This is a genomic window from Isoptericola halotolerans, assembly GCF_045689585.1.
Lineage (GTDB): Bacteria > Actinomycetota > Actinomycetes > Actinomycetales > Cellulomonadaceae > Isoptericola > Isoptericola halotolerans_B.
Genome location: NZ_CP140108.1, coordinates 127,716 through 152,090, shown reverse-complemented (window position 1 = coordinate 152,090; position 24,375 = coordinate 127,716). Strand labels below are relative to the sequence as shown.

At 74.2% G+C, this 24,375-nt stretch carries 29 protein-coding genes; 13 read left to right on the top strand and 16 right to left on the bottom strand.

Annotation, left to right across the window (positions count from 1 at the left end; translation table 11 throughout):
• Positions 1-12: 12 nt before the first annotated feature.
• Genes UQW22_RS00700 through UQW22_RS00690 form a run of 3 tightly spaced genes read left to right on the top strand, consistent with a single transcriptional unit; the run spans position 13 to position 2,878 of the window.
• Positions 13-1,653, top strand: a complete 1,641-nt coding sequence (locus UQW22_RS00700; RefSeq protein ID WP_407318944.1) for a bifunctional ADP-dependent NAD(P)H-hydrate dehydratase/NAD(P)H-hydrate epimerase — start codon at positions 13-15, stop codon at positions 1,651-1,653.
• A complete protein-coding gene (locus UQW22_RS00695; protein WP_407318943.1) occupies positions 1,650-2,171 on the top strand; it encodes a GNAT family N-acetyltransferase in 522 nt (173 codons plus the stop codon). The genes UQW22_RS00700 and UQW22_RS00695 overlap by 4 nt, the downstream gene beginning before the upstream one ends.
• Entirely contained in the window at positions 2,168-2,878 is a 711-nt protein-coding gene (locus tag UQW22_RS00690) for a phosphatase PAP2 family protein (protein WP_407318942.1), read from the top strand. The genes UQW22_RS00695 and UQW22_RS00690 overlap by 4 nt, the downstream gene beginning before the upstream one ends.
• Here the strand turns inward: UQW22_RS00690 and UQW22_RS00685 are convergent.
• From UQW22_RS00685 to UQW22_RS00675, 3 genes are read right to left on the bottom strand one after another with little or no spacing between them, the layout of a single operon-like run.
• Positions 2,844-3,326 carry a glutathione peroxidase gene (locus UQW22_RS00685; RefSeq protein WP_407318941.1) on the bottom strand — a complete coding sequence of 161 codons (483 nt, stop codon included), beginning with the start codon at positions 3,324-3,326 and terminating at the stop codon, positions 2,844-2,846. The genes UQW22_RS00690 and UQW22_RS00685 overlap by 35 nt on opposite strands.
• Positions 3,323-4,174, bottom strand: a complete 852-nt coding sequence (locus UQW22_RS00680; RefSeq protein ID WP_407318940.1) for a cytochrome c biogenesis CcdA family protein — start codon at positions 4,172-4,174, stop codon at positions 3,323-3,325. The genes UQW22_RS00685 and UQW22_RS00680 overlap by 4 nt, the downstream gene beginning before the upstream one ends.
• 4 nt (positions 4,175-4,178) lie before the next feature.
• On the bottom strand, positions 4,179-4,826 hold the full coding sequence (locus UQW22_RS00675; protein WP_407318939.1) for a TlpA family protein disulfide reductase: 648 nt from the start codon (positions 4,824-4,826) through the stop codon (positions 4,179-4,181).
• A 118-nt stretch (positions 4,827-4,944) separates the two neighbouring features.
• Here UQW22_RS00675 and UQW22_RS00670 point away from each other — a divergent pair, with 118 nt between their 5' ends.
• The 6 genes from UQW22_RS00670 (at position 4,945) to UQW22_RS00645 (ending at position 10,084) form a co-directional block, all read left to right on the top strand.
• Complete coding sequence (locus UQW22_RS00670; RefSeq protein ID WP_407318938.1) at positions 4,945-6,045, top strand: pseudouridine synthase; 1,101 nt, start codon at positions 4,945-4,947, stop codon at positions 6,043-6,045.
• Between the two features lie 14 nt (positions 6,046-6,059).
• A complete protein-coding gene (gene alr, locus UQW22_RS00665; RefSeq protein WP_407318937.1) occupies positions 6,060-7,274 on the top strand; it encodes an alanine racemase in 1,215 nt (404 codons plus the stop codon).
• A complete protein-coding gene (gene tsaE / locus UQW22_RS00660; RefSeq protein ID WP_407318936.1) occupies positions 7,271-7,822 on the top strand; it encodes a tRNA (adenosine(37)-N6)-threonylcarbamoyltransferase complex ATPase subunit type 1 TsaE in 552 nt (183 codons plus the stop codon). Before alr ends, tsaE begins: the two co-directional genes overlap by 4 nt.
• A 116-nt stretch (positions 7,823-7,938) precedes the next feature.
• Positions 7,939-8,670 (top strand): tRNA (adenosine(37)-N6)-threonylcarbamoyltransferase complex dimerization subunit type 1 TsaB, encoded by a 732-nt coding sequence (gene tsaB / locus UQW22_RS00655; protein ID WP_407318935.1) that lies wholly within the window; start codon positions 7,939-7,941, stop codon positions 8,668-8,670.
• Positions 8,667-9,215: a ribosomal protein S18-alanine N-acetyltransferase gene (rimI, locus tag UQW22_RS00650; protein WP_407318934.1), complete on the top strand. Its 549-nt coding sequence runs from the start codon at positions 8,667-8,669 to the stop codon at positions 9,213-9,215. Before tsaB ends, rimI begins: the two co-directional genes overlap by 4 nt.
• Positions 9,212-10,084 (top strand): sulfurtransferase, encoded by an 873-nt coding sequence (locus UQW22_RS00645; protein ID WP_407318933.1) that lies wholly within the window; start codon positions 9,212-9,214, stop codon positions 10,082-10,084. The genes rimI and UQW22_RS00645 overlap by 4 nt, the downstream gene beginning before the upstream one ends.
• A gap of 23 nt (positions 10,085-10,107) precedes the next feature.
• On the opposite strand, the gene UQW22_RS00640 is transcribed toward UQW22_RS00645, so the two are convergent.
• Positions 10,108-10,728, bottom strand: coding sequence for a malonic semialdehyde reductase (locus tag UQW22_RS00640; protein WP_407318932.1), 621 nt, complete (start codon positions 10,726-10,728; stop codon positions 10,108-10,110).
• A 65-nt stretch (positions 10,729-10,793) separates the two neighbouring features.
• Positions 10,794-11,849, bottom strand: a complete 1,056-nt coding sequence (locus UQW22_RS00635; protein WP_407318931.1) for a substrate-binding domain-containing protein — start codon at positions 11,847-11,849, stop codon at positions 10,794-10,796.
• 82 nt (positions 11,850-11,931) lie between these two features.
• Here UQW22_RS00635 and UQW22_RS00630 point away from each other — a divergent pair, with 82 nt between their 5' ends.
• Positions 11,932-12,336, top strand: a complete 405-nt coding sequence (locus UQW22_RS00630) for a MarR family transcriptional regulator (protein ID WP_407318930.1) — start codon at positions 11,932-11,934, stop codon at positions 12,334-12,336.
• Between the two features lie 11 nt (positions 12,337-12,347).
• Here the strand turns inward: UQW22_RS00630 and UQW22_RS00625 are convergent, their stop codons facing one another.
• Genes UQW22_RS00625 through urtA form a run of 11 tightly spaced genes read right to left on the bottom strand, consistent with a single transcriptional unit; the run spans position 12,348 to position 21,848 of the window.
• Positions 12,348-13,103 carry an urease accessory protein UreD gene (locus UQW22_RS00625; RefSeq protein WP_407318929.1) on the bottom strand — a complete coding sequence of 252 codons (756 nt, stop codon included), beginning with the start codon at positions 13,101-13,103 and terminating at the stop codon, positions 12,348-12,350.
• Positions 13,078-13,863 carry an urease accessory protein UreG gene (gene ureG, locus UQW22_RS00620; RefSeq protein ID WP_407318928.1) on the bottom strand — a complete coding sequence of 262 codons (786 nt, stop codon included), beginning with the start codon at positions 13,861-13,863 and terminating at the stop codon, positions 13,078-13,080. Before ureG ends, UQW22_RS00625 begins: the two co-directional genes overlap by 26 nt.
• Positions 13,856-14,566, bottom strand: a complete 711-nt coding sequence (locus UQW22_RS00615) for an urease accessory protein UreF (protein ID WP_407318927.1) — start codon at positions 14,564-14,566, stop codon at positions 13,856-13,858. Before UQW22_RS00615 ends, ureG begins: the two co-directional genes overlap by 8 nt.
• A gap of 4 nt (positions 14,567-14,570) precedes the next feature.
• Positions 14,571-16,274: an urease subunit alpha gene (locus tag UQW22_RS00610; protein WP_407318926.1), complete on the bottom strand. Its 1,704-nt coding sequence runs from the start codon at positions 16,272-16,274 to the stop codon at positions 14,571-14,573.
• Complete coding sequence (gene ureB, locus UQW22_RS00605) at positions 16,274-16,612, bottom strand: urease subunit beta (protein ID WP_407318925.1); 339 nt, start codon at positions 16,610-16,612, stop codon at positions 16,274-16,276. The genes UQW22_RS00610 and ureB overlap by 1 nt, the downstream gene beginning before the upstream one ends.
• Positions 16,613-16,620: 8 nt before the next feature.
• Positions 16,621-16,923: an urease subunit gamma gene (locus tag UQW22_RS00600; protein ID WP_407318924.1), complete on the bottom strand. Its 303-nt coding sequence runs from the start codon at positions 16,921-16,923 to the stop codon at positions 16,621-16,623.
• 43 nt (positions 16,924-16,966) lie between these two features.
• Positions 16,967-17,662 carry an ATP-binding cassette domain-containing protein gene (locus UQW22_RS00595; protein ID WP_407318923.1) on the bottom strand — a complete coding sequence of 232 codons (696 nt, stop codon included), beginning with the start codon at positions 17,660-17,662 and terminating at the stop codon, positions 16,967-16,969.
• Positions 17,662-18,555 (bottom strand): urea ABC transporter ATP-binding protein UrtD, encoded by an 894-nt coding sequence (urtD, locus tag UQW22_RS00590; protein WP_407318922.1) that lies wholly within the window; start codon positions 18,553-18,555, stop codon positions 17,662-17,664. Before urtD ends, UQW22_RS00595 begins: the two co-directional genes overlap by 1 nt.
• Entirely contained in the window at positions 18,552-19,661 is a 1,110-nt protein-coding gene (gene urtC, locus UQW22_RS00585) for an urea ABC transporter permease subunit UrtC (protein ID WP_407318921.1), read from the bottom strand. The genes urtD and urtC overlap by 4 nt, the downstream gene beginning before the upstream one ends.
• On the bottom strand, positions 19,658-20,542 hold the full coding sequence (gene urtB / locus UQW22_RS00580) for an urea ABC transporter permease subunit UrtB (RefSeq protein WP_407318920.1): 885 nt from the start codon (positions 20,540-20,542) through the stop codon (positions 19,658-19,660). Before urtB ends, urtC begins: the two co-directional genes overlap by 4 nt.
• A 37-nt stretch (positions 20,543-20,579) precedes the next feature.
• Positions 20,580-21,848 (bottom strand): urea ABC transporter substrate-binding protein, encoded by a 1,269-nt coding sequence (urtA, locus tag UQW22_RS00575; RefSeq protein ID WP_407318919.1) that lies wholly within the window; start codon positions 21,846-21,848, stop codon positions 20,580-20,582.
• Positions 21,849-21,983: 135 nt separating this feature from the next.
• Here urtA and tsaD point away from each other — a divergent pair, with 135 nt between their 5' ends.
• From tsaD to UQW22_RS00560, 3 genes are read left to right on the top strand one after another with little or no spacing between them, the layout of a single operon-like run.
• Entirely contained in the window at positions 21,984-23,042 is a 1,059-nt protein-coding gene (tsaD, locus tag UQW22_RS00570; protein ID WP_407318918.1) for a tRNA (adenosine(37)-N6)-threonylcarbamoyltransferase complex transferase subunit TsaD, read from the top strand.
• Positions 23,043-23,046: 4 nt separating this feature from the next.
• Positions 23,047-23,646: an SRPBCC family protein gene (locus tag UQW22_RS00565; RefSeq protein WP_407318917.1), complete on the top strand. Its 600-nt coding sequence runs from the start codon at positions 23,047-23,049 to the stop codon at positions 23,644-23,646.
• Positions 23,643-24,371 (top strand): DUF4166 domain-containing protein, encoded by a 729-nt coding sequence (locus UQW22_RS00560; protein WP_407318916.1) that lies wholly within the window; start codon positions 23,643-23,645, stop codon positions 24,369-24,371. The genes UQW22_RS00565 and UQW22_RS00560 overlap by 4 nt, the downstream gene beginning before the upstream one ends.
• Positions 24,372-24,375: the final 4 nt, after the last annotated feature.

The window sequence follows — 24,375 nt, the reverse complement described above, 5'->3', positions numbered from 1 at the left end:
GAGGATGCGGGCATGATCGCCGCCTGGAACGCCGCCGACGTCCGTGCCGCCGAGGCCCCCTTGCTGGAGGCCGGCGCCCCGCTGATGGAACGCGCGTCCTTCGCGCTCGCGCTGCACGTGCTCGAGGACGTCCGGGCCCGACAGCGGCACGTGCGCGGCACCCGTGTCGTGCTGCTGGTGGGCGCGGGGAACAACGGCGGGGACGCGCTGCACGCCGGGGCGGCGTTGGCCCGTCGGGGGCTGCGGGTCGACGCGGTCCTCACCTCGGACCGGGCGCACCCCGCCGGCCTGGCGGCCCTGCGTGCCGCGGGCGGCGTCGTCGTGGACCTGGCGCGAGCTCCCGAACGGCTGCGGGCCGTCGCGGCCGACGTCGCCCGGGCGGACGTCGTCGTGGACGGGCTCGTGGGCATCGGTGCCCGCGGGCCGCTCCGCGGGCTGCCCGCCGACCTCGTCACCGCCCTCGCCGGCGCTGCGGCCCCCACCGACACTGTGGGTATGGAATCTCCCGGTCTGCGTGGTGGTGATGCGGGATATTCCATACCCACAACAGGTGGCGGGCGGCCGTGGGTCGTCGCGGTCGACCTGCCCTCCGGGATCGGGGCCGACGACGGCACCCTCCCGGGTCCGGTGCTGCCCGCCGACCGCACGGTCACCTTCGGGGCGGCCAAGCCGGGGCTCGTGCTGCCGCCGGCCGCGCGGGTGGTGGGGGATCTGACCGTGGTGGACATCGGCCTCGACCTGACCGGACCGCCGGCGGTCCACCGGCTGGTTCCGGACGACGTCGCGTCCGCATGGCCTGTCCCCGGTCCGGCCGACCACAAGTACACGCGCGGCGTCGTCGGCCTGGTCGCCGGCACCGCGGCCTACCCGGGTGCCGCCGTGCTCGCCGCCTCCGCGGCGGTCCGCACGGGCGCCGGGATGGTCCGTTACCGCGGGCCGGACGCCGTGGGACGGTCAGTGGTAGCGGTCCGGCCCGAGGTGGTCGTGGGTCCGGGCCGGGTGCAGTCGTGGGTCGTGGGACCCGGTGTCCCCAGCGGCCCCGACCAGCCGGCCGGCGCCGACGACGGGCAGCACGAGCGAGGTGGCGCGGGCCTGGCCGCCGCCCGCGGCGACCTGGCCGGGATGGGCGACCCGGCACCCGCCGTCGTCGACGCCGGTGGCCTGGCCCTGCTCGGGGACCGGTGCCCCCCGTGGTTCGTCCTGACCCCGCACGCCGGCGAGCTGACCACGCTCCTGCGGTCGCACGGCGAGGACGTCCGGCGCCGCGACGTCGAGGCCGCCCCGCTGCGCTGGGCGCGCCGGGCGCACGAGCTGACCGGCGCGACCGTGCTGCTCAAGGGCGGCGTGACCGTCGTCGTCGGGCCGTCGGTGGCCTACGCCCAGGCCGACGCGCCGGGCTGGCTCGCGACCGCGGGCGCCGGTGACGTGCTGGCCGGCCTGCTGGGTGCGATGCTCGCGGCACGCTCCACGGAGGTGGTGGAGCGGCCGGCGCTCGCGGCGGAGGTCGCCGCCGCCGCCGCACTCGTGCACGGCCATGCCGCCCACCGCGCGAACCCCGGAGGTCCGGTCTCGGCGCTCGACGTGGCCGAGGCCGTCCCCGCCGCGGTCGCCGGGCTGCTCGCGTCGCCTGCGACGACCGTGCCCACCCGATGACGGCGGACGGCGACCTGGACGGCCGGCCCCTGCCCGCAGGAGTCCGCCGCGCGACGGTCTCGGACCTCCCGGCGATCGGGGCGGTCCAGGACGTCGCCGGCCAGTCGCTGCTGCTCGACGGTATCCGCGCAGCGATCCTCGACAGCGGCCGGCTCGTCGTCGTGGCCGAGGCGGGTGGCGCCGTCGTCGGCTGGGCCAAGACGCACCACCATCCCGGCGCCGACGGGATCGCCCCGGCCGGTCAGTATCTCGGCGGGGTGATCGTGCACCCGGCCTGGCGACGGCGCGGGCTCGCCGTGGCGCTCACCACGGCGCGCATGGTGTGGATCGGTGGACGGTCCGACCGGGCGCACCTCGTCGTCAACGCCCGCAACCGCGCGTCGATCGCCCTGCACGACCGGTGGGGCTTCCGCGACGTGGGGCGCGCCGCGTCGTTCCACGGCGTCACCTTCACCGGAGGTGTCGGCCTGCTGATGACGGCGCCGGTCCCGGGACAGCCACGGGAGGGACGGCGATGAGCGCGGTGGTCGGGACACGGAGGCCGCGCGGCCTCCTCGTCGCCGCGCTCGCGCTGCTGGCTCTCGTGGTCGCACTGGGTCTGGTGATCGTCCTGGACCCGGCCAGCCCGCTGGTGCAGCCGCTCGACGACGTCTGGCGCTCCCGTCTCGGCAGCGCCGGGCCGGAGGACGGGCCGGTGGTGGTGGCGCTGCACCTGGTCGGCGAGCCGGTCGGCTGGCTGGCTCTCGGCGTCGTCGTCCCGGGGCTGCTGCTGTGGGCGCGACGTCCTTGGCCGGCGCTGACGTGGGAGCTCGCGCTCCTCGCCGGGGTGGTGGCGTCCCAGGTGGGCAAGTACCTGGTCGGTCGACCGCGTCCGGCGGCCGACCCGACCGCCGACCTCTACGGCCCGCTCTTCAGCGCCACGCAGGCGGCCTTCCCCTCGGGCCACGCGACCGCCGCCGCCGTCGTGGGGGTCGCGGGGGCCGCCGTCGCCCCGGTCGCGTGGCGCCGCTGGTGGTGGGTGGCCGGGACGGTGCTCTGCGCGGCGATGGTCTGGCAGCGCACCCTCGTCAACGCCCACTGGTTGACCGACACCCTGGGCGGGCTCGCGCTCGGCGCGGCGTGCGGCCTGCTGGTCTGGTGGGCGATGTGGCCGTGGCTGGCCCGTGACGGCCACGAGGCCCGGACGACCGTCAGCGAGGCAGGTGGGTCTCGATCGCCTCGATGATCTCCGGGTCGTCCGGCACCGTCTTCGGGGAGTAGCGGCGCACCTCGCCGCCGGGCAGCACGAGGAACTTCTCGAAGTTCCAGCGGATGCGGCCGTCGTGCCCGCCGGCGTCGGGGAACCTGGTCAGCTCCTGGTAGAGCGGGTGGGCGTTCTTGCCGTTGACCTTGACCTTCGACACCACCGGGAACGTCACCCCGTACGTGGTGGAGCAGAACTCCGCGATCTTCTCGTCGCTCGACAGCTCCTGGAGGAACTGGTTGCTGGGGAAGCCGACCACCGTGAACCCCCGGTCGGCGTACTTGCGCTGCAGGGCCTCCAACGTGTCGTACTGCGGCGTCAGTCCGCAGCGCGAGGCGACGTTGACGATCAGCACCACGTCGTCGCGGTGCTCGGCGAGGGTCGCGGACGTGCCGTCCATGCGGTCGAAGGGGATGTCGTAGAGGCTCATACGTCCATCTTCGCCCGCCGGCGGCGGTGCCACCAGGTTCCGAGCCCCGCGACGACGACCAGCGTGACCAGCAGCCCGACCCATCCGAAGCCCTGCGCGGCCTCGGCGAGCCACCGCTGGACGGACGCCGCGGCGCCGACCACCGGGTCCGCCGTGACCTCGCCGGACAGCACCCGCAGCTCCCAGAACCCGTACCAGGCGACGTAGGCGCCGGCGAGCAGCAGGATGGCCCCGCCGACGCGGGCGAGGACCGGCCCGGCGCTCCGCGCCCGGCCCACGACGCCGGCCCCCGCGGTCGCCACGACGACGGCGGCCGTCCCGACGAGCAGCGCCATCCCGGCCGCGTAGGTGGCGAACAGGGCCACACCCTGCCCGACCGACCCGGCACGGAACGCCGTCACCACGACGGCGAGGAACGGGGCGATCGTGCACGTCAGCGACGCCAGGGCGTACGAGGCGCCGAACCCGACCACCGACCACCAGCGGTCCGTCAGCGGCTTGCCGCTGCCCGTGCGCACCAGCCGCAGCCCGGGCAGCTCTCGGCCGGCCAGCACCCAGACGCCGGCCGCCGCGAGGACCACTCCCAGGACGAGCGTGAATGCGGGCAACCAGCGTTGGACGGAGCTCGCCACGGGTGCGACGACCAGGCCGAACACCCCGAAGACCGCGACGAACCCGAGCGTGAGGGCCGCCGTGGAGCGCAGCGCCCGCGCGACGGCGGAGGCACGACCGTCCTCGGGGCGGACCAGGGTGGCCAGGTAGGCGGGCAGCAGCGCGAAGCCGCAGGGGTTGACGGCTGCCACGAGGCCCGCCCCCAGGGCCAGCGCGAAGGCGCCGTCGTCGAGCACCGGATCAGCCCGCGAGGTCGGCGACGGCGGCCTCGAGCTCGGACTCGGGGACGGAGCCCTCGAGCACGACCTCGCCGGCGGCGTCCAGCACCACGAACGTGGACTGCTGCGTGATGCCGAAGTGCTGCCACACCTCGCCGGCCTCGTCGACGACGTGCGTGATCCCGGAGATGTTCTGCTCGGCCATGTCACTGATGGCGGCGGCGTCGTCGAGCCCGCCGACCCCGACGACGGCGACGTCGTCGCCGTAGGTCTCGGCCAGGTCGGTGACGGCCGGGATCTGCATGATGCAGGTGGGGCACCACGGCGCCCAGAACCACAGGACGGCCGGGCCGCCCTCCAGCGACGCGCCGTCGAACGGCTCGCCGTCCAGCGTCGTGCCGGAGAAGTCGTAGACGGCGGGGGTGGCCTCGGCCGACATTTCCTCACCCGCCTCGTCGTCGTCCATGGCCTCGTCGTCCATGGGTTCAGAGGTCATGCCCTCCTCGCTCATGGCGGTCTCGGGCGCCTCGTCGGCCGGCATCTCGGAGGCCATGTCCCCGCTCGCGTCGGAGGCGGGCTCGGCGGCCTCCGGATCGGCGGCACAGCCCGCGACGGTGAGGGTGGCGGTCGTGGCCAGGGCCACGGCGGTGCGGTGCAGTCGGCGGTTCATGACCCCAGTCTTGCCCGCGGGTCGTGGCAGGCCCACCCCTGGGTGCCTTACGAGGTCATGACACCGCACCGGTGACATGGCGCCCGGCCAGGCCCGGTCGGCGCGTGACAATGGGCCCATGACGTCCCCGCGCCCGCACGTCCCGCCGCTGCCCGTGCGCGACGGCCTCAACCCGACGCGCCTGGTGCTCCCGCACGACGACGTCAGCCGGGCCCGGTTCGCCACCGCCGTCGCCTACCTGCTGGACCGCTTCCCCGACGACGGCGCCCGCCTGCGCGAGAAGGTCGCCGCGGGGGAGGTGGTCACCGGCTCGGGCGTCGTCGTCACCGAGGACACGCCGTACGAGCCGCGCGGCTTCCTCTACCTGTACCGCGACCTGCCCGACGACGAACCCGTCGTCCCGGCGCTGACGGACGTCGAGGTGCTGCACCGCGACGAGAACCTGCTCGTGGTGGACAAGCCGCACCTGGTCGCGACGATGCCGCGCGGGCGCTGGGTGACCCAGACCGTGCTGACCCACCTGCGGGTGATTCTCGGGCTGCCCGACCTGGTGCCCGCCCACCGTCTCGACCGGCCCACGGCGGGGGTGCTCGTGCTGACCGTGCGACCCGAGGTGCGGGGCGCCTACCAGCTCGTGTTCCAGGAGCGCAGGGCCCGGAAGGTCTACGAGGCCGTCGCGCCCCTGCCGGCGGACGGCGGCACGGTCCGCGCCGGGGTCGCGAGCACCGAGCCCGCGAGCACCGCCGGCTTCCCGCGGACCGTGCGTTCACGCATCGTCAAGCGTCGCGGCGTCGTGCGCGCCGAGGAGGTCCCCGGCGAGCCGAACGCGGAGTCGCGCATCGACCTGGTCGAGCGTGACCCAGCCCGCGGGCTGGGCCTGTACCGGCTCGAGCCGCGCACCGGCAAGACGCACCAGCTCCGGCTGCACATGGCCTCGCTCGGCCTGCCGATCCTGCACGACCCCTTCTGGCCGGAGCTGCGCGCGGACGCGCCCGACGACCCGGCGCGGCCGCTGCAGCTGCTGGCCAGGTCGCTGGTGTTCGACGACCCGCTGACCGGCGAGCGCCGCGAGCTCGTCTCCCGGCGCTCGTTGTCGGCCTGGCCGCTCCCCGCCCGTTGCGGGTATGAGATCGACGGGTCTTGCGCAGGAAGCTCTGGAGATTCCCTAACCACCCCGTGCGGGACCAGCGCGCCCGCCCGGTCAGGGCGCGGGCAGTGAGAGAATCGCTGACCGTGAGCCTCCCTGCCCTCGGCGACGGCACCCCGGCCCAGGCCGTCGTCGACCTCGACGCGATCAGCGACAACGTGCGCGCCCTGCGTGGCCACGCGCCGTCGTCGGACCTCATGGCCGTGGTCAAGGCGGACGGCTACGGGCACGGGATGCTGCCCGTCGCCCGGGCGGCGCTCGCCGGCGGCGCCCGCTGGCTCGGTGTCGCGACCGCCTCCGAGGCCCTGGCGCTGCGGGCCGGGCTCGGCCCGACCGACGTGCGCGTGCTCGTGTGGCTGCTCACGCCGGGCGCGCCGTTCGCGGACCTGGTCCGTGCCGACGTCGACGTGACCGCCGGTGCCCCGTGGGCGATCGACGAGATCGCGGCCGGGGCGCGCGCGGCGGGCCGCGTGGCGCGCGTGCACCTCAAGGTCGACACCGGGCTCTCCCGCGGCGGTGTCGCGATGCGCGACCTGCCCGACGTCGTCCGCCGGGCGGCGGCTCTGGAAGCCTCGGGCGAGCTGCGGGTCGTCGGTGTGTTCTCGCACCTGGCGTGCGCCGACGAGCCCGGTCACTCCTCGATCGCCCGCCAGGCGGCGGCGTTCGCCGACGCGCTCGACACCGTGCGTTCCGGCGGCCTGCGCCCCGAGGTGCGCCACCTCGCGAACTCCGCCGCGACCCTGACCCTGCCGGAGCTGCACCACGACCTCGTGCGCACGGGGATCTCCGTCTACGGGTTCTCGCCGGGCCCCCTCCTGGGTGCGCCGAGCGAGCACGGTCTGCGCCCCGCCATGACGTTCCGTTCCCGGCTCGCAGGCGTCAAGCAGGTCGCGGCCGGGGAGGGCGTGTCCTACGGGCACCTCTACACCACGCCGCAGGACACCACCGTCGGCCTCGTACCCGTCGGGTACGGCGACGGGGTGCCCCGGCAGGCCTCCGGCGGGTCGGCGGGACCGGGCGGTCCGGTCGCCGTCGGGTCCGGCGTCGACCACCGGGTGCTGCGTGTGGCGGGGCGGGTCTGCATGGACCAGCTCGTGCTCGACCTCGGCCCGGGCGCCCGGGAGCGTGCCGGGGACGTCGTGACCCTGTTCGGCTCCTCCGACGGCGTGGCGCACGGCGCGGACGTGCCCAACGCCCAGGACTGGGCCGACGCCGCGGGCACCATCAGCTACGAGATCGTCACCCGCCTCGGCGCACGCGTGCCGAGGCTCTACACGTCCGAAGGAGAAGTGCTGCCGTGAGCGACGCCGTCGTGCAGACCGAGACCGACCTGCCGGACGCCGGGTCCACGCGGGCGTTGGGGGCGGCCGTGGCCGGGGTGCTGCGGGCCGGCGACCTCGTGATCCTCACCGGTGACCTGGGTGCAGGCAAGACGACCCTGACCCAGGGGCTGGGCGCCGCGCTCGGCGTGCGCGGGCAGGTCGCCTCGCCGACGTTCATCGTGGCGCGCGAGCACCCGCCGCTGCCGGCCTCCGTCGCGGCCGACGGGTCGCCGGGCCCGGCCCTCGTGCACGTCGACGCGTACCGGCTCGGCGACCTGTCCGAGCTCGATGCGCTCGACCTGGACTCCTCCCTCGACGAGTCCGTCACCGTGGTCGAGTGGGGCCGGGGACTGGCCGAGGCGCTCACCGACGAGCGGCTCGAGATCGACCTGGTCCGGCCGCGCGGGGGTCTCGACGGGCTGGACGGCGATGCGGAGGCCGATGCGGAGGCCGGCACCCGGCATGCGGTGCTGCGCGGCATCGGTCCCCGGTGGGCCGGCGTCGACCTGGGGTCCTTGCTGCCCTGAGCCGTGATGCGATTCTGCCGATGTCGGTAGTTCGTGTCGAGATCGGCAGTGCGCACTGCCGATCTCGACGCGAACTACCGACATCGGCAGAACGTTTCGCGCCGTAGGCTGGGATCGTGGCAGTTCTCGCACTCGACACCTCAGCGGCCGTGTCCGTGGCGCTCGTGGACGACGACGGTGGTCGTCTCGCCGCCCGGACGTCCACCGAACGCCGGCGGCACGCCGAGTCCCTCGCCCCGCTCCTCGCGGAGGTCCTGACCGAGGCAGGCCTCGACCGCACGGACCTCTCGGCCGTCGTGGCCGGCACCGGGCCGGCGCCCTTCACCGGCCTGCGCGTCGGGCTCGTCACGGCGCGCACGCTCGGCCTGAGCCTCGGCATCGACGTCCTCGGCGTGCCCAGCATCGACGCGGTGGCCGTCCAGGCGGTCGCCGACCTCGGCCTCCGGCCGGGTGACGAGGTGCTGGCCGCGACCGACGCCCGTCGCCAGGAGGTCTACTGGGCGCGCTACCGCGTCGTCGCGCACGAGGGACCGCACGGCGTGCCCGTGCTCGAGACGACCGACGGCCCGGCGGTCGCGCGCGCGGCGGACGTCCCGACCCCGGACGCGGCCGAGGCCGGCGGGCGGCTCGTCGTCGTGGGCGAGGGGGCGGCGCTCTACCCGGACCACCTGGACCTCGCCGAGGATGCCCCGCTGGTCCCGGACGCGACCGTCCTGGCGCGGGTGGCCCTGGCCCGTCGCGCCGCGGAGCTCCCGCTGCCCACGGAACCGCTCTACCTGCGCCGCCCCGACGTGCAGGAGCCCGGCGGGGCGAAGCGGGTGCTGCACGCCGCCGGGGGTGCGGCATGACCGACGACCCGATCGAGGTGCGGCTGCGTCCCCTGGCCAGCGCCGACTTCGACCGGGTGCTGGGCCTCGAGCACGAGCTCTTCGGGGCGGGGGCGTGGACGTACGGGATGCTCGCCGACGAGCTGGCCGGGCTCGGCCGCTGGTACGTGGTCGCCGAGCCCGCCGACGCGGCCGAGCGCTACGGCGTCGGGAACCGTCCGGTGATCGGGTACGCGGGCCTGTGGTTCGACGGCGAGGTCGCCCAGGTCATGACGATCGGCACCGCGCGCGTCTACCAGGGCCGCGGTGTCGGCAGGCGCCTGCTGCAGGCGCTCGTCGACCGGTCCCGTGCGCTGCGGGCGCACGCGCTGTTCCTCGAGGTCGCCGTCGACAACGCGCACGCCATCGCGTTGTACGAGCAGTTCGGTTTCGAGCGCCTGGCCGTGCGCAAGCGGTACTACCAGCCGGAGGACAAGGACGCGTACACGATGCGGATGGACCTCGAGCTGCCGCAGGCCGGGGCACCGGCCGGGACGACGGCCACGGACCGCGACGACGCGGCATGAGCGCGCCGGTAGGGGGCCCCCGGGACGAGGTGCTGGTCGACGTCGCGACGCTGGCGGCGGACCTGCAGCTCGGAGGCGTGGAGGACCCGCTCGGCGGCGCCCCGGTGCTGCTCGACGTGCGCTGGGAGCTGGGCCGCAGCGACGGCCGCGAGCAGTACGAGGCGGGACACCTGCCGGGCGCGGCGTTCGTGGACCTGGAGACGGAGCTCGCGGCGCCGCCGTCGGCGGCCGAGGGGCGGCATCCGCTGCCGTCGGCGACGGCCTTCCAGGAGGCGGCGCGGAGCTGGGGTGTGCACGCGCACTCCCGGGTGGTCGTCTACGACGCCGTGGGCGGGACGTCCGCGGCACGCGCCTGGTGGCTGCTGCGCTGGTTCGGTCACGAGCGTGTGCGGCTGCTCGACGGCGGCCTGACGGCGTGGCTGGACGCCGGGCTCCCGCTCGAGGCGGGACCCGTGGAACGCGAGCCCGGCGACGTCGTCGTGCACCCGGGCGGGATGCCGGTGCTGGACGCGGACGGGGCCGCCGACGCCGCCGCCCACGGTGTGCTCCTCGACGCCCGGGCGGCGGAGCGGTACCGGGGAGAGGTCGAACCCGTCGACCCGCGCGCCGGCCACGTCCCGGGAGCGATCTCGGCACCGACCGTCGAGAACCTCTCCGGCGCCGGGACGTTCCGGCCGGCCGCGGAGCTGGTGGAACGCTTCACGGGCCTGGGTGCGACGAGGGAGCGACCCGTGGGCGTCTACTGCGGTTCGGGGGTCACGGCGTCGCACGAGGTGGCCGCGCTGGCGTCCGTCGGGGTGGCGGCGGCGCTCTACCCGGGGTCCTGGTCCCAGTGGTCGAACGACCCGGCCCGCTCCGCCGCCACCTGATCGACGGTGGGCGGTGGGTCGGGTCAGACGGAGCGGGCGACCTGCTCGAACGACAGCCGCGGGTTGCGCGGGTAGGGCGAGCCCTCGCCCTCGGCGACGCCGACGTTGACGACCATGAAGGACTTCCATCCTGACTCGGCGAAGAACTCGCCGTCGACCCCGTCGAAGTCCATCCCGTCCATGGGGCCGGCGGCCAGCCCGACCGAGCGCAGCGCGACGACGAGGTAGCCCGCCTGCAGCAGGGCGTTCTTGCGCGCCATCGCCTCGCGGGCCTCGGTGGCCGGCGCCAGCTGCTCCCGGATGCCGGGGTAGACCGGGAAGAGCTCGTCGAGGTGCTCGTGGAAGGCGGGGTCGGCGGCCAGCACCAGGGAGACCGGCGCGGCCTCGACCTTCGGCCTGTTTCCTTCCGCCATGTGCGGCACCAGGCGCTGCTTGGCCTCGCCGGACCGGACCACCAGCAAGCGCAGCGGCAGGGTGTTCATCGCGGTGGGGCCGAGCTTGGCCAGGTCCCAGGCCGTCTCCAGCAGGGTGTCGGTGACCCCCGCGTCGGACCACTGCGAGGTGGTGCGGGCGTGACGGAAGATGCGGTCGGCCGCTGCCTCGTCGATGGCGAGAGGAGCGGTCTCGAGAACGGTGTCGGCCATGCCCCGGCCAACATGTCCATGCGTCCGGATGATTCCTGGTACGGCGGTGACGTGCGGCACACGTCTCACAGTGCCGTGAGCAGCTCGAAGTCGACGCCGTCGGCGCGCGCCAGGTACAGCCGCTGGTCGGCATGGTTGCCGTTGAACGTCACGGTGCCGCGCGGACCCTCGTAGACGAGTCCGTCCACCGCCCGGTCGGTGGCGTCGACGGCGGAGCTCCCGGCGCGCTGAACGATCGAGCGCAGGGCGAAGATCCCCTCGTAGCAGGCCTCCGCCGCCGCACCGACCGCCGGTGCGCGCCGCCCGTGGTGGGCCGTGTACCGGCCGATGAGGTCGAGCGCCTGCCCGGTGGCCAGGCTGCGGAACCAGCCGCCCGCGGAGAACAGGTCCCCGGTCGCGCCGACCCCGCTGCCCAGCAGCATGTTCTCCTCCATCAGGGTGCTCAGGCGCACCATCCGCTCGTGCAGGCCGCGGCGGGCGAACCCGCGGTTGAACCGGACGCCGTTCTGCCCGACCATCAGCAGCAGCACCCCGTCCGCGCCGGTCGCCTCCACCGAGTCCAGCGTTGCGGCGAGCTCGGCCGCGCTCGCCCCTGCGGCGGGGAGGAACCGGGCCCCGGCGAACTGGGCGTCCAGCCCGGCGATCTGCCCGGCCAGGACGTGGAAGGTACCCCGGGGCCAGGCGTAGTCGTCGCCCACCACGAACCAGCGCCGCACGCCTCGCGTCGTGCGCAGCCGACGGATCGCGGGGAAGAGCTGGGCGGACGGGACCTCACCGGTCACGTAGAGGCCGGAACGGCTCTCCGCGCCCTCGTAGGCGGCGGGGTAGACGTACGGCACCCGTTGCTGGACGAGCGGCACGACGGCGTTGCGCACCGCCGAGGTGTGCCAGCCGGTCAGCGCGTGCAGCCGGTGGGCGTCCAGGGCGGCACCGAGCTGGCGCCGCAGCTCCGCCGGGGGCTGCCCGGCGTCGAGCAGCTCGGCACGCAGCGGCCGGCCGAGGACACCACCGGTGGCGTTGATCTCCGCGACGGCGAGCTCGGTGACGGCCTGGCACGACGGGCCGTAGATCCCGCCGGGACCCTGGAAGTGCAGCAGGACGCCGACGACGAAGTCAGACATGACGCCCCGTCCCCGCGGGGGACCCGCGGGCCCCAACCTGTGTTGGCGGGTATTCTACGAGCACCGAGAGGGAGAGATCAGCATGCGGACACCACCTGACACGGTCGGCGGGCCCGGCACCGACGTCGAGTCGGCCATGGCCGCCGCCGTCCTGCGCGAGTCCGTGCTGGGGGCCCGCCGTGCGGCGCGCCGGGCGGCCGAGGTGCTGCGTGCCGAGGGGTTCACCCTCGACGAGTGGCTCGTGCTCGACACCCTCGAGGACGGCGACGGGCTGACGATGTCGGAGCTGCGCGAGGCCACCGTCACGGACAAGGCCACGCTCGGGCGCCGGGTCGACTCCCTGGCCACGCGCGCCCTGGTCTACCGCGAGGTCGACGGCCTGGACCGGCGGGTCGTCCGGGTGTTCCTCTCCACGCGTGGCCGCGACGTCCTGTCGCACCTCACGACGCTGCTGGCGCAGCACCGGCGCCCCGGCGAGGGCGGCTAGCAGGGTCGCGGTCAGCGTCTGGCGAGGCTGCGCTCGACGGGACTGAGGTGGGTGGACGCTCCCAGCCAGCGGGTGACGCTCCCGCCGCGGTCGAGCCGCAGGGTGGACGCGCCGGAGATCGCCCCCGTCGTGCCCGGCTCCTCCGGGGGTTCGAGCACGTCGGTCGCGTGCACCTCGGTGAGGGTGTCGAGCACCCGGTGCGGGCCCAGGACGCCGGGGACCGGGCGGGTCCCGTCGGCGACCACCTCCTCGACCAGCACGGGACCGTCGTCGTCCGCCACGTCGGTGCGCAGCACCACGCGACCACCGCGCTCGCCGTCGCGGCCCAGGACGACCGTCTCGCGCAGGACCAGGCTCGCGCCGGCCCGGATCCGGACCGTGGTCGTGCGCTCGACGTCGGCGCCGCCCGCCACCACGAAGGGCATCCCGAACCACTCCAGACGGGCGCCGCGACCGAGGCCGATCTCGACGTCCCAGCGGCAGGCGACGCCCTCGCCGTCGTAGGCGACGGTGCCGCCCACGTCCGTGACCCGCAGCGCGCAGTCGTCGGCGACGTCCACCCGCACGACGACGTGGTCGCCGCCGAGCAGCACCGCCCCCGTGGCGACCAGGGCCACCTCGGCCCGGTCCGCACCCCGCGAGATCGTGCGCGCCGCGAGCAGCCCGTCGCGGACGACGACGCGCGCCGGGGCACCCGGGGTGCTGGCCCGCGCGAGCCCGACGGCGGTGGTCGCCCGGGTGTCAGCGGGCGACGACGTCGTGGTCATCGGCGTGCGAGTGCGCGTGGTCGCCGTCGGCGTGGCTGTGCAGGACGCCGCCGTCCTCGTCGGCGTGGACGTGCGGTGCCATGGGGCCCGGGTCCTGTGCCACGTGCGCTCCGCTGCGGTAGGAGGCCAGCACGTCCAGCAGCCAGGAGCGCAGGGCCGCCACGGAGTCCTCGTCGGTGCGCGACAGGGCGATGACCGCCCGGCCGTCGCGCGCCGCGGAGGCGTCGGCCACCATCCGCTCGACGTCCACGCCCACGTGCGGGGCCAGGTCGGTCTTGTTGACGACGAGCAGGTCGGCCCGGCCGATGCCGGGGCCGCCCTTGCGCGCGACGTCCCCGCCGCCGGCGACGTCGAGCACGAAGATCTGTGCGTCCACCAGGGCGGGCGAGAACGTCGCGGTGAGGTTGTCACCGCCCGACTCGATGACGACGACGTCCAGCGGAGCGAAGTCCGCCGCCAGGTCCTCGGCGGCCAGCAGGTTCGCCGTGACGTCGTCGCGGATCGCCGTGTGCGGGCAGGCGCCCGTCTCGACGGCGCGGATCCGCTCGGGCTGGAGGACGCCGGCGGACCGCAGGAACCGGGCGTCCTCGTCGGTGTAGATGTCGTTGGTGATGACGCCGATCTCGAGCTCGGCGGACAGGGCGCGGCACACGGTCGCGATGAGCGACGACTTGCCGACGCCCACGGGGCCCGCGACGCCGAGCCGCAGGGGCCTGGTCGCGGGGGAGTGTGCGGTCGGACTGGTCGGGTTATCAGGCACGGAACAACCTCTGGTTCGTCAGGGCGTGGGTCTCGGCCCAGCCTTCGGTCAGGGGGGCGCCCGACGACGGGATGTCGTCCGGGGTGGTGCACGCGGCCACCCGGGCCACGTGGGCCTCGGCGGCGGCGCAGGCGTCGAGGACCCAGCGTGCAGGGACGAGCGGGTCCAGCGGTTCGAGCTTGAGCAGCGCCGACGCTGCCGTCTGGGCATCGTCGTACACGGTCAGGCGCACGACGTCGGCCGGCGGGAGACCGGCCGCGGCGGCCACGGCTCCGAGGACGACGGCGCGCGGGACGCTGCCGTGGCGGGAGGCCTGCTCGACGGCGGCCACGACGGCGGGGTGGTCCGCCCACAGGGTCCGGGCGACGCGCAGGTAGCCGCGCCCGAGCAGCCGGGAGGCCTCCCGCAGCGCGGCCGAGGGCGTGCGCGCGGCCCACGCCCGCTCGACGTCGGCGAGCGGGGCGGCGCCGTGGCCGCTCAGCAGGTGCGCGGCCACGACGGCGGTGCCCGCCTCGACGAGGCTGACGGTCGTCGCGCGGCCCGCCATCCAGGCGGGCACGTCGGCGGCGGGCAGCCCGCCGAGCAGCGCGGGTTCGAGGCTCGCCGAGTGGGCGTGCCCGCCGCCCGGGAGCCGGGCGTCGGCGAGCAGCAGCGCGACCGTGCTCGGGTCCGCTCGGGCGGTGGCGGGCAGAGGTGTCGTCACGGGGCTAGAACATCGAGTAGAGCTGCGCCAGGGGCAGCCGGACGGCGGGGGCGGGTTCGACGAGGTCGCCGTCGATGCGGATCTCGAAGGTGTCGGGGCGGATGTCGATCCGGGGCAGGGCGTCGTTGTTGCGCATGGCGGACTTGCCCACGCCCCGGGTCGACATGGTCGGCGCGAGGCGGCGGCGCAGGCCGAGCCGGTCGCCGAGCCCGTCCTCGATCGCGGCGGGCGCCACGAAGGCGAGCGACAGGTCCGCCGCGATCACGTCGCCGAACGCGGGCCGCTGGAGGACGGGCTGCGGCGTCGGGATGGAGGCGTTCGGGTCGCCGAGCGCCGCCCAGGCGATCACCCCGCCCTTGACGACGAGCTCGGGCCGGACACCGAAGAACCGTGGGTCCCACAGCACGAGGTCGGCGAGCTTGCCGGGTTCGACCGACCCGATCTCGTCGTCGACGCCGTGGGCGACCGCCGGGTTGATCGTGTACTTGGCGACGTACCGCCGGGCGCGCTCGTTGTCCGCCGGTTCGCTGCTGCCGAGCGACCCGCGACGGTGCTTCATGACGTGCGCCACCTGCCACGTCCGGGTGATCACCTCTCCGATCCGGCCCATCGCCTGCGCGTCCGAGGACGTGATGGAGATGGCGCCCATGTCGTGCAGGACGTCCTCGGCGGCGATGGTGCTCGCACGGATCCGCGACTCGGCGAACGCGAGGTCCTCGGGCACCGCCGGGTTGAGGTGGTGGCAGACCATGAGCATGTCGAGGTGCTCGGCCACCGTGTTCACGGTGTGCGGCAGCGTCGGGTTGGTCGAGCCGGGGATCACGTGCTCCAGCGAGGCGATCGTCAGGATGTCGGGGGCGTGCCCGCCGCCGGCACCCTCGACGTGGTAGGCGTGGATGCCGCGGCCGTCGATCGCGTCGATCGTGGACTGCACGAACCCGGCCTCGTTGAGGGAGTCCGAGTGCAGGGCGACCTGCAGGCCCCACTCGTCGGCCGCCGTGAGGGCCGCGTCGATCGCGGCGGGGGTCGAGCCCCAGTCCTCGTGTACCTTGTAGCTCCCGGCACCGGCGAGCGCCTGCTCGGCGAGCGCCTCGGCGCTGACGGTGTTGCCCTTGCCCAGCAGCAGCACGTTGAGAGGGACCGGGTCGAGCGCCCGCAGCACCTGGCGCAGGTGCCAGGCCCCCGGGGTGACGGTGGTGGCCTTGGAACCCTCCGACGGTCCGGTGCCGCCACCGGCGACGGTCGTGATGCCGGTGGCGAGCGCCTCGTGCAGGGCCGAGGGGGACAGCAGGTGGACGTGCGGGTCGAAGCCGCCCGCCGTGAGGATGCGCCCCTCGCCCGAGATGACGTCGGTGGACGGCCCGATCACGAGCTCCGGGTGCACGCCGTCCGCGACGTCAGGGTTGCCGGAGCGGCCGAGCGCCACGACGCGACCGTCGCGCAGACCGACGTCCGCGCGCACGACGCCCCACCAGTCGAGCACGACGGCGTTGGTGATGACCGTGTCCAGCGCACCCTGGGCCCGGGTGCGGGTGGACTGCGCCATCGACTCGCGGATGGTCTTGCCGCCGCCGAACACGGCCTCCTCGCCGCCGACGGTGCGGTCCTCGGTCACCTCGATCCACAGGTCGGTGTCCCCGAGGCGGACCTGGTCGCCCACGGTGGGGCCGTAGAGGGCGGCGTAGCGCTCGCGGTCGATCCAGACCATCAGCGCACCTGCCCGTCGCTCTTGCCCTGCTGGAGGCCGGGGACGCGTCGAGCACCCCGCAGGGCGACGGCGTCGACCTCGCGGCTCACCCCGGGCTCGAACCGCTGCGAGGTGCCGGCGGGCACGTCCAGCCGGAAGCCGTGCGCCGCGGTCCGGTCCAGGCGCAGCGCCGCGTTCGCGTCGGGCAGGTGGACGTGGGACCCGACCTGCACGGGACGGTCCCCGGTGTTGGTGACCACGAGACGCAGGCGCTCGGCGGGGGTTCGGTCGGCGTTGAGCTCGAGGCGGCCCGGGGCGACCCGGACCGCGCCGGGACCGGTGGGGCTGGCAGCGGACACGGGCGCTCCTAGGGGATGGGGTGGTGGAGGGTGACGAGCTTGCGCCCGTCGGAGAACGTGGCCTCGACCTGGACGTCGGTGAGCATGTCGGGCACGCCGTCCATGACCTGGTCACGGGTGAGCACGGTGGTTCCCTCGCGCATGAGCGTGGCGACGTCGGAGCCCTCGCGGGCCCGCTCGATCACCCAGCACGACAGCAGGGCGACCGTCTCGGGATGGTTGAGGCGCACCCCGCGGCCGAGCCGGTCGCGCGCGACCATGCCGGCGACGGCGAGGAGCAGCTTCTCGGTGTCGGCCGGTGTCAGGTGCACGGGGTCTCCTGCCGCTCGGGTGCGCGGCGGTGGCTCGCGCGGTTCACAGGGCCATCGCCTCGCGGGCGTCGTGGACGGCGGCGGAGCCGCCCGGCGCGCGGTGCGTGATCCGGCCGGACGTCATGACGAGATACTCCGCCGCGTGCTCGACGGCGTACCCGATGTGCTGCTCGACGAGCAGGACGGACAGGTCGCCGGAGGCCTTCAGCGTGGTGATCGCGTCGTAGATCTCCCGGACGACGTTCGGCTGGATGCCCTCGGTCGGCTCGTCGAGGACGAGGAGCCGGGGGCCGGTCACGAGGGCCCGGGCGATCGCGAGCTGTTGGCGCTGCCCGCCGGACAGGAGCCCGGCGGGGCGTGCCAGCAGCGGGCCGAGCGCGGGGAACAGCTCGAGGGCCTCGGTGGTGCGCCGGCGGCCGGCCGCGCCGTGCGCGTCGGCCACCACCTGGAGGTTCTCCCGGGCGGTGAGCTGACCGAAGGACTGCTGGCCCTGGGGGACGTAGGCGATGCCGCGCCGCACCCGACGGTGCGGCGGCCACCTCGTGACGTCCTCGCCGGCGAGCCGGACGGTGCCGGCCCGCACGGGCAGCAGACCCAGCACGGCGCGCAGCAGGGTCGTCTTGCCGGCCCCGTTGTGGCCGAGCACCGCCGTGAGGCCCCCCTCGGGGACGGTGGCGTCGACGTCGTGCACCACGGCCGTGCGGCCGTAGCCGGTGCTGATGCCGATGAGCTCGAGCATCACGCCTCCTCGGGTGTCGCGGAATCGGTGGGCGACGGCTCGGCGGGTGTGGGGGCGCCGAGGTAGACCTCGACGACGGCCGGGTCGTCCTGCACCTCGGCGACCGTCCCCTCGGCCAGCACCCGGCCCTGGTGCATGACCGTCACGGAGTCCGCGTACGACCGCAGGAACTCCATGTCGTGCTCCACCACCACGACGGCCCGTTGGGAGCCGATGCGTCGCAGCAGCTCGCCCGTGGCCTCCCGCTCACCCTGGGTCATGCCGGCGACGGGCTCGTCGAGCAGCATGAGGTGAGCGTCCTGGACGAGCAGCATGCCGATCTCGAGCCACTGCTTCTGCCCGTGGGCGAGCACCCCTGCCGTCGTGTCGCGCAGGGCGGCGAGACCGATGAGCTCCAGCGCCTGCTCGACGGCCTCGGGCGTGCCCCGGCGTCGTCGGAGCAGTGCGGCGGGGCCGCGCCGGGCACCGGCGGCGATGTCGAGGTTCTGCAGGACGGTCAGCTCCTCGAACACGCTGGCAGTCTGGAACGTCCGGCCGACGCCGTCGCGGGCGATCCGGTGCGTGCCGCGGCCGAGCAGCTCGGTGCCGCCGAACCGCGCCGAGCCGGTGGCGCCCACGAGGCCCGTGATGGCGTCGATCAGCGTGGTCTTGCCGGCGCCGTTGGGGCCGATGAGGAACCGCAGGTCGCCCTGCGTCACCGTGAGGTCGACGTCGCGCACGGCGACGAACCCGCCGAACGCGACGCGCAGCCCGCGCACCTCGAGGTAGTCGTGGCGGAACCGGACGTCGTCGCTGCCGAGGAGGGCGTCCGCGAGAGCCTCGGTGGGCGGCTCGGCGGGTGGTTCGGCGGCCGGCTCGCTGGTCGGGACGGTGGTGGCCGGGACGTCGGTCATGCCGGTCTCCCCTCGGTCTGCGGGACGGGTGGTTCGGCGGGGCTCCGCCGTCGTCGGCGCACGAGCGAGGCGAGCCCGCCGGGCAGGAACGCGATGACGAGGATGAACAGCGCGCCCTGGAAATAGATCCAGCCGGAGGGGAACTGCTCGGAGATGGAGGTCTGCGCCCAGCTCACGGCCACCGAGCCGAGGACGGGACCCAGCAGGGTCGCCCGTCCGCCGATCGCCACCCCGACGAGGAACCCGATGGAGGGGACGACACCGACGTCGGCGGGCGAGATGATCCCGACGATCGGGACGAACAGGGCCCCGCCCACGGCCGCCATCACCGCGGCGACGACGTAGGCGACGGTCTTGACCGCCGCGGGGTTGTAGCCGAGGAACCGCACGCGGTCCTCGGCGTCGCGCACCGCCACGAGCAGCTCGCCGAACCGCGAGACCATGAGCTGACGGGCGACGAGCACCATGACCAGCAGCACCCCGGCGGCGATCAGGTAGAGCATGCGCTGGTTCACCGGGTCGGTGAGGTCGTAGCCGAAGAAGGCCCGGAACCCGTTGAGCCCGTTGGTGCCGCCGGTGGTCTGCTGCTGACCGATCAGCAGGATGGCGAACGCGGCCGCCAGGGCCTGGGAGAGGATCGCGAAGTACGCGCCGCGCACCCGCCGGGTGAACACCGCCCAGCCGAGGACGAACGCGAGCGCGGCCGGGACGAGCACGATGAGCACCACCGTGGCGACGGGGGAGCGCATCGGCTCCCACCACCACGGGACCTCGCCGGTGCCGTACAGGCTCATGAAGTCGGGCACGCCGCCGGGTCCGGCGTCGGCCAGCTTGAGGTGCATGGCCATGAGGTAGGCGCCGAGCCCGAAGTAGACGCCCTGGCCGAGGGTCAGGAGCCCGCCGCGGCCCCAGGCGAGCCCGATGCCCACCGCGACCATGGCCAGGCACAGGAACTTGGCGAGCAGGCTGAGCCGGAACGGGCTGAGCAGCACGGGGGCGACGGCGAACAGCACGACGGCGGCGAGGGCGAAGCCGGCCAGGGCCCGGGAGCGTCCGGGCCGCAGCAGCGCGTGCAGCCGTCCGGTGGAGGGATGGGTGGTGGTCATGCCAGGCTCCTCGTCCGCACGGTGACCAGCCCTTGGGGCCGCACCTGCAGGAAGGCGACGATCACGACGAAGACCAGCACCTTGGCGACCGACGCCGTCGTGGAGTACTCGAAGAAGGCTTGCATCAGCCCGAGGGCGGTCGCCGCGATCACCGTGCCCTTGATCTGACCGATGCCTCCCGCCACGACCACGAGGAAGGCGTCGACGATGTAGCTCGTCCCGAGCGTCGGCCCGATCGACCCGAGCAGGGTGAGGGCGACACCGGCGATTCCGGCGAGACCGGAGCCGATGAAGAACGTCAGCCGGTCGGTGGCGCGCGACGAGATCCCCGACGCCTCCGCCAGGTCGCGGTTCTGGACGACGGCGCGGATCCGCCGCCCCAGCGGCGTCGCCTTCAGCGCGACCGACAGGGCGGCGACGCAGGCGATCGCGACGGTCAGGATGAACAGTCGTGTCTTGGGCAGCGCCACGTCCCCGATCGTGACCGCGCCGGAGAGCCACTCCGGCGCGGTCACGTCCACGTTCGGGGCGCCGAACACGTCGCGGGCCACCTGCTGGAGCACCAGGGCGACGCCCCACGTGACGAGCAAGGTGTCCAGCGGGCGGTGGTACATGCGATGGATGAGCGTCGCCTCGAGCACGAGCCCGAGGACCCCGCCGACCGCGAACCCGAGCGGCAGCGCGACCAGCAGGCTCACCCCCGCGCTGCCGACGACGCCCTGCACCACGAACGCGGTGTAGGCGCCGGCCATCATGAACTCCCCGTGGGCCATGTTGATCACGCCCATCTGCCCGAACGTCAGCGCGAGGCCGAGGGCGGCGAGCAGGAGCACGGAGCCGAGGCTCAGACCCGCGAAGAGCTGGGAGAGGAGGATGTCCATCGTCGGTGTCCGATCGTCGGCGGCGTCGGGTCGGTGGTCAGGACAGGCCGTCGGCCCAGTCGTAGCCCTCGAGGAACGGGTCGGGCTCGATGGGGCCGTCGGAGCTCCACTCGGTGTGGATGAGCCCGTCGGCGCCGATGCGGCCGACGAGCGCGGTCTTGGCGATGTGGTGGTTGTCGCCGTTCACCGTGACGGTGCCCTCGGGCGCGTCGAACGAGACGCCGTCGGCGGCCTCCTGGACGTCGGCGACGTCGAAGGACTCGGCCTTCTCGACCATGCCCCGCCACAGGTGGAGCGAGTCGTAGGCGGCCTCCATCGGGTCCGAGGTCACGCGGTCGGCGCCGTACTCGGCCTGGAAGGCCTCGACGAAGGCCGCGTTCTCCGGGGTGTCGACGGTCTGGTAGTAGTTCCAGGCGGTGAGCTGACCCTCGACGTTCTCGACGCCGATGCCGCCGATCTCCTCCTCGGCGATGGACACCGACATCACGGGCATGTCGGCCGGGACCAGGCCGGCGTTGGAGTACTCCTTGAAGAACGCGACGTTCGAGTCGCCGTTGAGGGTGTTGAACACGGCGTCGGCGTCGGCCGACTTCACCTTGTTGACGATCGTGGAGAAGTCGGTGTGGCCCAGCGGTGCGTACTCCTCGCCCACGACCTCGATGCCGTGCGCCTCGGCGTAGGCGTCGATGATCTTGTTCGCGGTCCGCGGGAACACGTAGTCCGACCCGACCAGGTACAGGGACTCGACGTCCTGCTCCGCGAGGTAGTCGAGCGCGGGGACGATCTGCTGGTTGGTGGTGGCACCCGTGTAGAAGATGTTGGGCGAGGACTCCAGGCCCTCGTACTGCACCGGGTAGAACAGCAGGGAGTCGTCCGACTCGAAGACCGGCAGCATCGCCTTGCGCGAGGCGGAGGTCCAGCCGCCGAAGACCGCGGCGACGCAGTCGCTGGTGATGAGCTTCGTGGCCTTCTCCGCGAACACGGTGGGCTCGGACTGGCCGTCCTCGGTGACGATCTCGAGCTCCTTGCCGAGGACCCCGCCGTCGGCGTTGATCTCGGCGGCAGCGAGCTGCAGGGAGTCGTGGACGGTCTGCTCGGAGATCGCCATCGTGCCCGACAGCGAGTTGAGGAAGCCGATCTTGACCGTGTCGCCCGAGGTGTCGACACAGCTCGTGGCGGTGGAGCCGGACGGCTCGCCGCCCGCCGTGTCGACCTGGGCCCCGCAGGCGGTGAGAGCGCTGACGGTCAGTGCTGCGATCGAGAGGACGCCGAGACTTCTCGTGCCGGCGTGTGTCCGTGGACGCATGACGTGCTCCGTTCGTGGCGGGCCCCTCGGGGCCGGTTAGGTTCAGATGAACCTAAGTACGCCGAGGTGTCCGATCTGTCAGGTCCACGTAACTTTCGTGTTTCCGTCGCCGCCGGCGGTGCCATCATGGGGGCCATGACTGACCAGACCGGTGGTGAGCCCCTGGTGCTCGGGATCGAGACCTCCTGCGACGAGACCGGCGTCGCGCTGGTGCGTGGTGACACGCTGCTGTTCGACGCCGTCGCGAGCTCCATGGACGAGCACGCCCGGTACGGCGGGATCATCCCGGAGGTCGCCAGCCGAGCCCATCTCGAGGCGATGGTCCCCACCATCCGCCGCGCCCTCGGGGAGGCCGACGTCGACCTGTCCGAGGTCGACGCGATCGCCGTCACCGCCGGACCGGGTCTCGTCGGTCCGCTGACCATCGGGGCGAGCGCGGCCAAGGCGCTCGCGATCGGGCTCGACAAGCCGCTGTACGGCGTCAACCACGTCATCGGCCACGCCGCCGTCAACCAGCTCGTCGACGGCCCCTTCACCGGACGCGCGATGGCGCTGGTCGTCTCCGGCGGCCACAGCTCGCTGCTGCTCGTCGACGACATCGCCACCGGTGTCACCGAGCTCGGCTCCACCCTCGACGACGCGGCGGGGGAGGCCTTCGACAAGGTCGGCCGGCTGCTCGGCCTGCCCTACCCCGGCGGCCCGCACATCGACCGGCTCGCCCGCGAGGGCGACCCCGAGGCCATCCGGTTCCCGCGCGGGCTGACGGCCCGCAAGGACCAGGCCAAGCACGCCTACGACTTCAGCTTCTCCGGCCTCAAGACGGCGGTGGCCCGGTGGGTGGAGACCTGCCAGGACGCCGGGCGCGAGGTACCGGTCGCCGACGTCGCCGCCTCCTTCGCGGCCGCCGTCGTCGACGTGCTCACCGCCAAGACGATCGCCGCCTGCCGGGCGCACGACGTCGACACGCTCGTCATCGGCGGCGGGTTCTCCGCCAACAGCCAGCTGCGCGAGCTGGCCGCCGCACGCTGCGCCGAGGCGGGCATCGACCTGCGCATCCCGCCGATCCGCTACTGCACCGACAACGGGGCGATGATCGCCGCGCTGGGGTCCGCCGTCGTGCGGGCCGGGGTGGCGCCGTCGGACCTGGACATCGGCGTCGACTCCTCGATGCCGCTGACCGCCATCACGGTCTGACCGCGTGCGGGCGCTGTACGTCGAGGTGGTCGTGCGCACGACGCTCGACCGGCTGTGGGAGCTGACTCAGGACCCCGAGCAGCACGTGCGCTGGGACCTGCGGTTCAGCCGGATCGCGCCCACCGGCACCACGGCCACGGGCGCCACCCGGTTCCGGTACGAGCGGGCGCTGGGACCGCACACGATCCGCGGCACCGGCACCTCCCTGGGTGAGCGCCACGGCCCCGGCGGCACGTGCACGTCCGCGCTGCGCTTCGACACCGACGACCGCACCTCGCCGTTGCGGGACGGGCGCGGGTACTGGCGGTACACCCCGGTCGAGGGCGGGGTCCGCTTCGTCACCGGGTACGACTACACCCCGGGGTTCGGCCGCGTGGCCGACCGGCTGCTGCGCCCGGTGGTGCTGTGGATGACGGCGTGGAGCTTCGACCGGCTGCGGATCTGGGCCGAGACCGGCGTCCCGCCCGAGCGGTGGCCCCTGCGCTCCGTCCTGGCCCTCTGGGGCCGGGACCGGCCCCGGGCTTCTCGCTGCGTGACCCGGCGTCCGGGCCGCGACCCGATGCGCGACGCCCCGCGCTCCCTCGACACCCTGGAGGCACCGTGACCGAGACGCCGGACGGGACGCTCGACGGGACGCCGGGCCGGGCCGGTGCGAGCATCTTCCGCCAGGCGTTGGGTGCGGACTTCGACCGGCTGCACCCGCAGCTCCGGCGACGCTTCGGGGTGTCGACCGACGGTGGGTACGCCTGCGTGGGCCGCGGCACCATGCGGCGCATCCGCCGCGGCCCGTGGTGGACGGTGCCGTTCCTGCAGATCGGTCGCCTGCGCAACATCCTCGTCGCGGACGTCGGTGAGGACGTGCCCTTCGTCGTGGAGAACTACCCCTACCGGGACCCCCACGGGCGCGAGACGGTGACGTTCGTGCGCGAGTACAGCGTCCCGGGACGTCCGCGTCCGAGCCGCTTCGACGCGACGATGGTCCTGGACGCCACCCGCGGCACGATCGTCGACTACCTCGGTACGCACCAGCACCTCGCCGTGGACCTCGACCTGCGGGTCGAGCCCGACGGCTCGTTGCTCCTGCGCTCGGGCGCCCAGCGCTTCTACGAGGGACTGCTCGGCTTCCGCTTCCCGATGCTGTTCTCGGGCCGGGCGACGCTGCGCGAGGCCTACGACGACGAGGCCGGCGTCTTCCGCCTCGACCTCGAGGTCCGCAACGGCGTTTTCGGCTTCCTCTTCGGCTACGACGGCACCTTCACCTGCGAGTACCCCGAGGCGACGACGGCGCCCGAGCGGCTCCGGCCCGTCCGGCACGAGCGCCGGCTCTGACCGG

Excerpts from the sequence above, each read along its gene's own strand:
- urtC (WP_407318921.1), bottom strand. The coding sequence starts at position 19,661 with ATGACCACCACCCATCCCTCCACCGGACGGCTGCACGCGCTGCTGCGG.
- urtA (WP_407318919.1), bottom strand. The coding sequence starts at position 21,848 with ATGCGTCCACGGACACACGCCGGCACGAGAAGTCTCGGCGTCCTCTCG.
- UQW22_RS00635 (WP_407318931.1), bottom strand. The coding sequence starts at position 11,849 with ATGTCTGACTTCGTCGTCGGCGTCCTGCTGCACTTCCAGGGTCCCGGC.
- urtB (WP_407318920.1), bottom strand. The coding sequence starts at position 20,542 with ATGGACATCCTCCTCTCCCAGCTCTTCGCGGGTCTGAGCCTCGGCTCC.
- UQW22_RS00630 (WP_407318930.1), top strand. The coding sequence starts at position 11,932 with ATGCGGACACCACCTGACACGGTCGGCGGGCCCGGCACCGACGTCGAG.
- UQW22_RS00645 (WP_407318933.1), top strand. The coding sequence starts at position 9,212 with ATGAGCGCGCCGGTAGGGGGCCCCCGGGACGAGGTGCTGGTCGACGTC.
- UQW22_RS00640 (WP_407318932.1), bottom strand. The coding sequence starts at position 10,728 with ATGGCCGACACCGTTCTCGAGACCGCTCCTCTCGCCATCGACGAGGCA.
- UQW22_RS00700 (WP_407318944.1), top strand. The coding sequence starts at position 13 with ATGATCGCCGCCTGGAACGCCGCCGACGTCCGTGCCGCCGAGGCCCCC.
- UQW22_RS00595 (WP_407318923.1), bottom strand. The coding sequence starts at position 17,662 with ATGCTCGAGCTCATCGGCATCAGCACCGGCTACGGCCGCACGGCCGTG.
- UQW22_RS00610 (WP_407318926.1), bottom strand. The coding sequence starts at position 16,274 with ATGGTCTGGATCGACCGCGAGCGCTACGCCGCCCTCTACGGCCCCACC.
- UQW22_RS00695 (WP_407318943.1), top strand. The coding sequence starts at position 1,650 with ATGACGGCGGACGGCGACCTGGACGGCCGGCCCCTGCCCGCAGGAGTC.
- UQW22_RS00690 (WP_407318942.1), top strand. The coding sequence starts at position 2,168 with ATGAGCGCGGTGGTCGGGACACGGAGGCCGCGCGGCCTCCTCGTCGCC.
- UQW22_RS00675 (WP_407318939.1), bottom strand. The coding sequence starts at position 4,826 with ATGAACCGCCGACTGCACCGCACCGCCGTGGCCCTGGCCACGACCGCC.
- UQW22_RS00625 (WP_407318929.1), bottom strand. The coding sequence starts at position 13,103 with ATGACCACGACGTCGTCGCCCGCTGACACCCGGGCGACCACCGCCGTC.
- UQW22_RS00670 (WP_407318938.1), top strand. The coding sequence starts at position 4,945 with ATGACGTCCCCGCGCCCGCACGTCCCGCCGCTGCCCGTGCGCGACGGC.
- tsaD (WP_407318918.1), top strand. The coding sequence starts at position 21,984 with ATGACTGACCAGACCGGTGGTGAGCCCCTGGTGCTCGGGATCGAGACC.
- UQW22_RS00685 (WP_407318941.1), bottom strand. The coding sequence starts at position 3,326 with ATGAGCCTCTACGACATCCCCTTCGACCGCATGGACGGCACGTCCGCG.
- urtD (WP_407318922.1), bottom strand. The coding sequence starts at position 18,555 with ATGACCGACGTCCCGGCCACCACCGTCCCGACCAGCGAGCCGGCCGCC.
- rimI (WP_407318934.1), top strand. The coding sequence starts at position 8,667 with ATGACCGACGACCCGATCGAGGTGCGGCTGCGTCCCCTGGCCAGCGCC.